The sequence below is a fragment of the uncultured Brevundimonas sp. genome (assembly GCF_937870815.1).
Classification (GTDB): Bacteria; Pseudomonadota; Alphaproteobacteria; order Caulobacterales; family Caulobacteraceae; genus Brevundimonas.
Genome location: NZ_CALMZS010000040.1, coordinates 1 through 7109 on the forward strand (window position 1 = coordinate 1; position 7109 = coordinate 7109).

The following is a 7109-nucleotide window of genomic DNA, read 5'->3' on the forward strand; positions in this document are numbered from 1 at the left end:
GAATTCACGCACCCCCGAGCGGGGGGGGGGGACCAGGCGCAGCATGGGGGGGGGGGCCGAACCCGCGCTGCGCTCGAGCCCCCTCAGTCCGCTGCGCGGACAGCTCCCCCGGAGGGGGAGCATTGCATCATGATCACCGCCCTCACCCTCACCGACTTCCGCTCCTATGCGGCCGCCACCCTGTCGATCGCGGCGGGGGCCGTCGTGCTCCACGGCCCCAACGGCGCCGGCAAGACCAATCTGCTGGAGGCGATCAGCCTGTTCACGCCCGGCAAGGGGCTGCGCGGGGCGACCGCCCCCGAGATGGGCCGGCGCGAGCCGGGCGAGGCGACCGGCCGCGCCTGGGCCGTGGCGGCGGTGCTGACCGACGGCGACGACGAGACCAGGCTGGGCACCGGCGTCCAGTCGCCCGGCGCGGCGCGGCGCATCGTCCGCATCGACGGCGAGACCGCCCCGCCGGGGCGGTTGCTGGACCATCTGCGCCCGGTCTGGGCCACGCCGGAGCAGGACCGGCTGTTCTCCGACGCCCGCGCCGACCGGCTGAGGTTCTTCGACCGGCTGGTGTTCGCGGCCGACCCGGACCACGCCGCCTCGGTCTCGGCCTATGAGAAGGCCCTGCGCGAGCGGCTGCGGCTGCTGACCGAGGGGTCCGAGGGCCAGCCGGCCGACCCGCTGTGGCTCGACGCGCTGGAGCTGCGGCTCGCAGAGGCGGGGGCCGCCGCCGCCCTCGCCCGCGCCGCCGCCCTGACAACGCTGCAGGCGGCCATCGACGAACGCGGCGACCGGCCCTTCCCGCAGGCCGACCTGGGACTGTCCGGAGAGGCGGAGAATTCGGCGACGGCCGGGGCGGATAAATCGACGATTTCGGCGACGCTTCGCGAGGGGTTTGCGAGATTTCGACTACGCGACGCCGCCGCCGGGCGGTCGCTGTACGGCCCGCACCGCTCCGACCTGACCGCCCTGCACCGCGACAAGAACCGGCCCGCCGCCGAAGGCTCCTCGGGCGAGCAGAAGGCCCTGGTGCTGAACCTGATCCTCGCCCAGATCGCCCGGCTGTCGGGCCAGGGCGCCGCGCCGGTCCTGCTGCTGGACGAAGCCCCCGCCCACCTCGACACCCGCCGCCGCGCCGCCCTGTTCGACGAGATCGAGGCCCAAAGCACGTCCCTGGGGCTGCAGGCGTTTCTGCCCGGCACGGAGCCGGAGCTGTTCGCGCCGCTGCGCGGCCGGGCGCAGTTCGTGCGGGTCGAGGGCGGGGCGTTGACGGTGGAAGGGTAGGGCCGCTCTGCATCCGAAGGTTTGGGCGCCTTGTCGCCGGCCGAAGCGAAGCGGAGAGCCGGGACGCCCCGACGCCCCGTTCATCCTCCCGGAAATCGCGAAGCGGTTATTCGGGAGACGGGTTGCCTTCGCGCTGTCCTGACCCGTCTCCCGGATAGCTGCTGACGCAGCTTCCGGGAGGCTTGGGTGGTGTGCAGCCTCCGTCCCGGCTCTCCGCTTCGCTTCGGCCGGATGACAAGAGCGCGGACGGTTACGATCGCACCCCTGCTCCGTCCCTCACCCCAGCTCCGCCTCCAGATCGGCGAGGCGGGCGGCCTGGTCCTCGGCGATCAGGGCGTTGAGCAGCGGGTCGAGGTCGCCCTCGAGGATCTGCGGCAGGCTGTGCAGGGTCAGGCCGATGCGGTGGTCGGTGACCCGGCCCTGCGGGAAGTTGTAGGTGCGGATGCGCTCGGAGCGGTCGCCCGAGCCGACCTGCGACTTGCGGGCGCTGGAGCGGGCCAGGTCCTTCTCCTGGCGCTGCATGTCGTAGAGCCGGACGCGCAGGTTCTTCATCGCCTTGTCGCGGTTGACGTGCTGGCTCTTCTCGGAGGAGGTCACCACGATGCCGGACGGCAGGTGGGTGATGCGCACGGCGGAATCGGTCTTGTTGACGTGCTGGCCGCCCGAGCCGGAGGCGCGGAAGGTGTCGATGCGGATGTCCTTGTCCTGGATCTCGATGTCGACGTCCTCGACCTCGGGCAGGACGGCGACGGTGGCGGCCGAGGTGTGGATGCGGCCGCCGGCCTCGGTGGTCGGCACGCGCTGGACGCGGTGGACGCCGCTTTCGAACTTGAGCCGGCCGAACACGCCCTCGCCGGTGACGGTGGCGATGACCTCCTTGTAGCCGCCGGCCTCGCCCTCGGTGGCGCTGTCGACCTCGACCCGCCAGCCGCGCGTCTGGGCGTAGCGGGCGTACATGCGGAACAGGTCGCCGGCGAACAGGGCGGCCTCGTCGCCGCCGGTGCCGGCGCGCACCTCCAGCACGGCCGAGGCGTTCTCGTCGGCGTCGCGCGGAGCCAGCAGCAGGGCGACGTCGCGCTCCAGCTCCGGCAGCCGGGCCTTCAGCGCCTCCAGCTCCCCGGCGGCCATTTCGGCCATCTCGGGATCGGCCGCCATGGTCTCGAGATCGTCCATCTCGGCGCGGGCGCGAGCCAGGGCGGAGACGGCGTCGACCACCGGCTTCATCTCGGCGTGCTCCTTCGACAGGCGCACGATCTCGGCCCCGTCGCTGGCCGAGCCCATCCGCGCCTCCACCTGGTGGAAGCGGTCGAGCACCTGATCGAGCCGGGCCTGGGGCAGTCGCAAGGGAGCGGTTTCCTTGGGTGACGGGGACGGGAGCCTTAGCGCGCCGGCCGGCGATCTGTCGATGGACCCGGCGGCAACCAATTGCGCCGCCCTGTCATTCAGCGAATGACCGCAGGCTTCGCCGATGCGAAGGAGGCGTATGGACACCTTCCTCCTGTTCCTGGCGGTCGGCCTGCTGGCGCAGATCGTCGACGGCGCCCTGGGCATGGCTTACGGCGTCATCGCCAACACCGTCCTGCTGGCCTTCGGCGTGCCGCCGGCCACCGCCTCGGCCAGCGTCCACGTCGCCAAGATCTTCATCGGCGGGGCGTCGGCCGTGTCCCACTTCCTGCACCGGAACATCCTGTGGGGACTGTTCTGGCGTCTGGCGGCCGGCGGCGTGGTGGGCGGCGTACTCGGGGCCTATGTGCTGACCGGGGTGCCGGGCGAGACCATCAAGCCGTTCATCCTGGCCTATCTGCTGCTGATCGGGGCGTGGGTGCTGTGGCGGGCCGGTCACGACGTCAAGCACCGCGAGTTCCCGCCGCGTCTCAGCGGTCCGCTCGGCGTGGTCGGCGGCTTTCTCGACTCCATCGGCGGCGGCGGCTGGGGCCCGACGGTGACCTCGACCCTCGTCGGCGCCGGGGCCGAGCCGCGCCGCGCCATCGGCACGGCCAACACCGCCGAACTGCTGGTCACCAGCGCGATTTCCGCCGCCTTCCTCGTCGCGCTTCTGACCGGCCGCTGGGACGGGGGCGCCCTGGAGCATCACGCCTGGGCCATCGGCGGCCTGATCGTCGGCGGCCTGGTCGCCGCGCCGTTCGCCGGCTGGATCACCAAGCGCGTCCCGGCGAAAATCCTGACCTACGGCGTCGGCGGCCTGATCATCCTGCTGGCCGGCTACCAGGCGCTCCAGCTGGCGGGGATCGTTCCCTAGACGGGCGCGGTTTCGCGGAAGCTCGGCCGGGCCTCGAGCGCCGATTGCAAGGCCGCCAGTTTCGGCCGGCCCGCCTTCCAGTCGAAGTCCGGATGGCGGAATCCTGTCCAGGTCACCGCCACCCCGGCGGTGATCACCCCCATGTCGAGGCGGGCGGCGTCCGGCGCCGCCGCCTCCAGCGCGTCGAGGGCCCGGCCCATGTTGGCCGTCCAGCGCACCATCCACGACGGCGACCGCTCCTGCTCCGGCCGCCGCTTCTCGAGCAGCAGCTTGACCCCCATCTCCAGGGCGCCGTTGGCCAGGGTCTCCAGCCGGCGCACCCGCAGCCGCTCCGCCCCGCCCTCGGGCAGCAGCCGCGGCCCGTCGCCGAGCGCGTCGAGATATTCGCAGATCACCGGACTGTCGTTCAGCGGCAGCCCGTCCTCGGCGATCAGGGTCGGAACCTGGACCAGCGGATTGCAGGCCAGCAGTTCGGGCGCATTGGCGTAGGGATCGACCGCGACCTCCTCGATGCGGTCGGCCAGCCCCTTCTCGCGCGCCACGATGCGGCATTTGCGGGCGTAGGGGGAGGCTGCGGTGATGTAGAGCTTCATGTCACTCGGCGGCTTCAAGGGCGGCGGTCCGGGCGCGGGCGGCGTCAAGCTCGGCCGCCTTGGCCTCGACCAGGCCGACGAGGTGGTCGATCATGCCTTCGTTGGCCAGTTTGTGGGCGGTCTTGCCGTCCAGATAGACCATGCCCGCCCCCTTGCCGCCGCCGGTGAAGCCGACGTCGGTGTAGAGCGCCTCGCCCGGGCCGTTGACCACGCAGCCGATGATCGACAGCGACATCGGCGTGGTGAGGTGGGCCAGCCTCTCCTCGAGCACGCCGACGGTCTCGATGACGTTGAACCCCTGCCGCGCGCACGACGGGCAGGCGATGATGTTGACCCCCCGGTGGCGCAGGCCGAGCGACTTGAGGATGTCGAAGCCGACCTTGACCTCCTCGACCGGGTCGGCGGCGAGGCTGACGCGGATGGTGTCGCCGATGCCGGCCCACAGCATCGAACCCATGCCGATCGCCGACTTGATCGTTCCGGCCCGCAGCGGCCCCGCCTCGGTGACGCCGAGATGCAGCGGACAGTCGATGGCCTCGGCCAGCTGCTGGTAGGCGGCCACGGTGAGGAAGGGATCGGAGGCCTTCACCGAGATCTTGAACTCGTGGAAGTCGTGGTCCTGCAGGATGCGGGCGTGGTTGAGGGCGCTCTCGACCATGGCCTCCGGACAGGGCTCGCCGTATTTCTCGAGCAGGTCGCGCTCCAGCGAGCCGGCGTTGACGCCGATGCGCATCGAGCAGCCGTGGTCCCGGGCCGCCTGGATGACCTCGCGGACGCGGTCGGGCGAGCCGATGTTCCCGGGGTTGATGCGCAGGCAGGCGGCCCCGGCCTCGGCCGCCTCGATGCCGCGGCGATAGTGGAAATGGATGTCGGCGACCAGCGGCACGCGGGCCTCGCGGGCGATGGTCCGCAGGGCGGCGGTGGAGTCCGCGTCCGGGCAGGAGACGCGGACGATGTCGGCGCCGGCCTCCTCGAGGCGGCGGATCTGCCCGAGGGTCGCCGCCGCGTCCGAGGTCGGGGTGTTGGTCATCGACTGGACGGTGATCGGCGCGTCGCCGCCCACGGGCACGTCGCCGACCATGATCCGGCGGCTCTTGCGGCGCTCGATATGGCGCCACGGGCGCACATGCGCGAGTTGGGAGGTGGGATCGTGGCTCATGCTGGACGCAACATAGGCGCAGGAGTGTGGCATGGCCACGACGCAAGGCGTCGGGATCAGCCGCCGGTCGCGGACATGGCGACATTCTCGACGGCGCTGGCGGCCTGGAGCTGGGCCTGGGCCCGGGCCTGCACCGCGGCGGTGCGGGCCGCCTCGGTGCGGGCGGTGATCTCGGCGGCCGCCTGACGGGCCAGGGTCTGGGCCCGCGAATTGAGCTGGTTCAGCGACGTCTGCGCCGCCTCAAGCACGCCGCCGTGCTCGCCGTTCAGATAGACGTCGAAGGCCGACACATCCTGCACCTCGACCGTGGCCGCGACCCCGAGGGGGGCCCGCCAGGCGTCGCCGGCGGCCAGCTGGCGGGCGAACAGCACGCGCCCGTCGGCCATGCGCACGATCAGATAGGCCGACTTGCGGGCCTGGAGCACGACCTGGGAGGCGCTGGCCGAGGCCCCGTAGATGGCTCCGCGCGGATTGAAGGCCTTCTGCACCGGCGGGGCGGCGGCGGCGGCCGCGGCCAGGCCCTCGGGCGAGGCGGGATCGAGGCCGGTCAGCTCGGCCTCGAGGCCCGGGGTGATGTAGAGGGCCGGCACCGTCTGGTCCGGCGGAGCCGGGCGCGGCGCGGTCAGGCGCATGAACTGTTCCTGGCCCGGCACGGCGCCGAGGGTCCAGCTTTCGGGAACGGCGGCGATGTCCGACGGCTCGGGCGCCCGCATCAGGCTGACGCGCTGGAAGACGTTCCAGCCGACCACCGCCAGCACCAGCGCCAGGCCGGCGGCGATCAGGCGCGGCGAATAGCGTTTGACCTCCTCGAAGGCGACGCCGACCGGCGGCTGCAGCGGCACCGACGGATCGGGGCTCTCGCGCTTGAAGCGCTCGACCGCCAGCTGTTCGTCAAGGCCGAGCGCGGCCGCATAGGCGCGCACATAGCCGATCGAGAACACCCGGTTGGGCAGCACCGAGAAGTCGTTCTGCTCCAGCGCCGTCAGATAGCGGGCCGGCACCCGGGTGATGCTCGAGAGCTCGGCCAGCGAGCGGCCCGAATGGGTCCTGGCGATGCGCAGCCCGTCGCCGAGAGTCGGCGCATCCGTGACGGAGGGCGCCATGTCCTTCCAGTCGGGATGATCCCGAAACTCTTCGGGGCTGTTCCCCGTATCCAGCGCCATCCGGCCTGATCCCACACTCGGCGCGCCCGCGGTGCCGTCCCGCGCCGTACTCGACCCCGGGGGCTGTATCATATCGGGATGACAGATCGGGCCCGCCCCCGCGGACCACCCGATTACACCTTGTGGATAACTCATTTGAGCTGACCGATCAACGATTTGTTAGGTGTACCGGCGCGGCGGGCCGGAACATTTCAGATCGTGATGTTCAATTTCCGGGCCAGCGACTCCAGTTCGCCGCGGATCGAGCCCGACGACGAGCCGAGCAGGTTGGCCATGCCGCGCCGGGCGGCGGGCAGATCGGTCGACAGGATCATCCGCTTGACCGGGCCGACGCCCCCGGCGGGGGCCGACAGCCGCGTATAGCCCAGCGTCAGCAGGGCGAAGGCCTCCAGCGGCCGGCCGGCCAGCTCGCCGCAGACCGAGACCGGGGTGCCGGTGTCGGCGCATTTCTTCTGGATTTCGGCCAGCGCCCTCAGGGCGGGCGGCGACAGCGGATCGTAGCGGTCGGCCACCAGCGGATTGGTCCGGTCGGCGGCGAACAGGTACTGGAACAGGTCGTTGGTGCCGATCGAGACGAAATCCGTCAGCGGCAGCAGGGCGTCGAGGTGCCACAGCAGCGACGGGCATTCGATCATCGCCCCGACCCGCAGCAGGGCCGG

At 71.8% G+C, this 7109-nt stretch carries 7 protein-coding genes; 2 read left to right on the plus strand and 5 right to left on the minus strand.

The annotated features are described in order from the left end of the window. Positions 1 to 129: 129 nt before the first annotated feature. Entirely contained in the window at positions 130 to 1275 is a 1146-nt protein-coding gene (gene recF, locus Q0588_RS02735; RefSeq protein ID WP_298743543.1) for a DNA replication/repair protein RecF, read from the plus strand. Positions 1276 to 1551: 276 nt separating this feature from the next. Here the strand turns inward: recF and prfA are convergent, their stop codons facing one another. After that, a complete protein-coding gene (gene prfA, locus Q0588_RS02740; RefSeq protein ID WP_298743544.1) occupies positions 1552 to 2619 on the minus strand; it encodes a peptide chain release factor 1 in 1068 nt (355 codons plus the stop codon). Between the two features lie 139 nt (positions 2620 to 2758). Here prfA and Q0588_RS02745 point away from each other — a divergent pair, with 139 nt between their 5' ends. After that, entirely contained in the window at positions 2759 to 3535 is a 777-nt protein-coding gene (locus Q0588_RS02745; protein ID WP_298743545.1) for a sulfite exporter TauE/SafE family protein, read from the plus strand. Here Q0588_RS02745 and Q0588_RS02750 read toward each other — a convergent pair. The 4 genes from Q0588_RS02750 to Q0588_RS02765 all read right to left on the minus strand — a co-directional run. Next, on the minus strand, positions 3532 to 4128 hold the full coding sequence (locus Q0588_RS02750) for a glutathione S-transferase N-terminal domain-containing protein (protein ID WP_298743547.1): 597 nt from the start codon (positions 4126 to 4128) through the stop codon (positions 3532 to 3534). The genes Q0588_RS02745 and Q0588_RS02750 overlap by 4 nt on opposite strands. 1 nt (position 4129) lies before the next feature. Continuing rightward, positions 4130 to 5287 (minus strand): flavodoxin-dependent (E)-4-hydroxy-3-methylbut-2-enyl-diphosphate synthase, encoded by a 1158-nt coding sequence (gene ispG, locus Q0588_RS02755; protein WP_298743549.1) that lies wholly within the window; start codon positions 5285 to 5287, stop codon positions 4130 to 4132. Positions 5288 to 5343: 56 nt separating this feature from the next. Then, the gene (locus tag Q0588_RS02760) at positions 5344 to 6450 is read right to left on the minus strand and encodes a helix-turn-helix domain-containing protein (protein ID WP_298743551.1); all 1107 of its coding nucleotides are present in this window, start codon (positions 6448 to 6450) and stop codon (positions 5344 to 5346) included. Between the two features lie 191 nt (positions 6451 to 6641). Beyond that, the coding region (locus Q0588_RS02765) for a putative PEP-binding protein (protein ID WP_366872528.1) at positions 6642 to 7109 on the minus strand (468 nt) is incomplete at its 5' end.

Bases quoted from the DNA above. Each gene is read 5' to 3' on its own strand.
- ispG (WP_298743549.1), bottom strand. From the start codon at position 5,287: ATGAGCCACGATCCCACCTCCCAACTCGCGCATGTGCGCCCGTGGCGC.
- Q0588_RS02750 (WP_298743547.1), bottom strand. From the start codon at position 4,128: ATGAAGCTCTACATCACCGCAGCCTCCCCCTACGCCCGCAAATGCCGC.
- Q0588_RS02745 (WP_298743545.1), top strand. From the start codon at position 2,759: ATGGACACCTTCCTCCTGTTCCTGGCGGTCGGCCTGCTGGCGCAGATC.
- recF (WP_298743543.1), top strand. From the start codon at position 130: ATGATCACCGCCCTCACCCTCACCGACTTCCGCTCCTATGCGGCCGCC.
- Q0588_RS02760 (WP_298743551.1), bottom strand. From the start codon at position 6,450: ATGGCGCTGGATACGGGGAACAGCCCCGAAGAGTTTCGGGATCATCCC.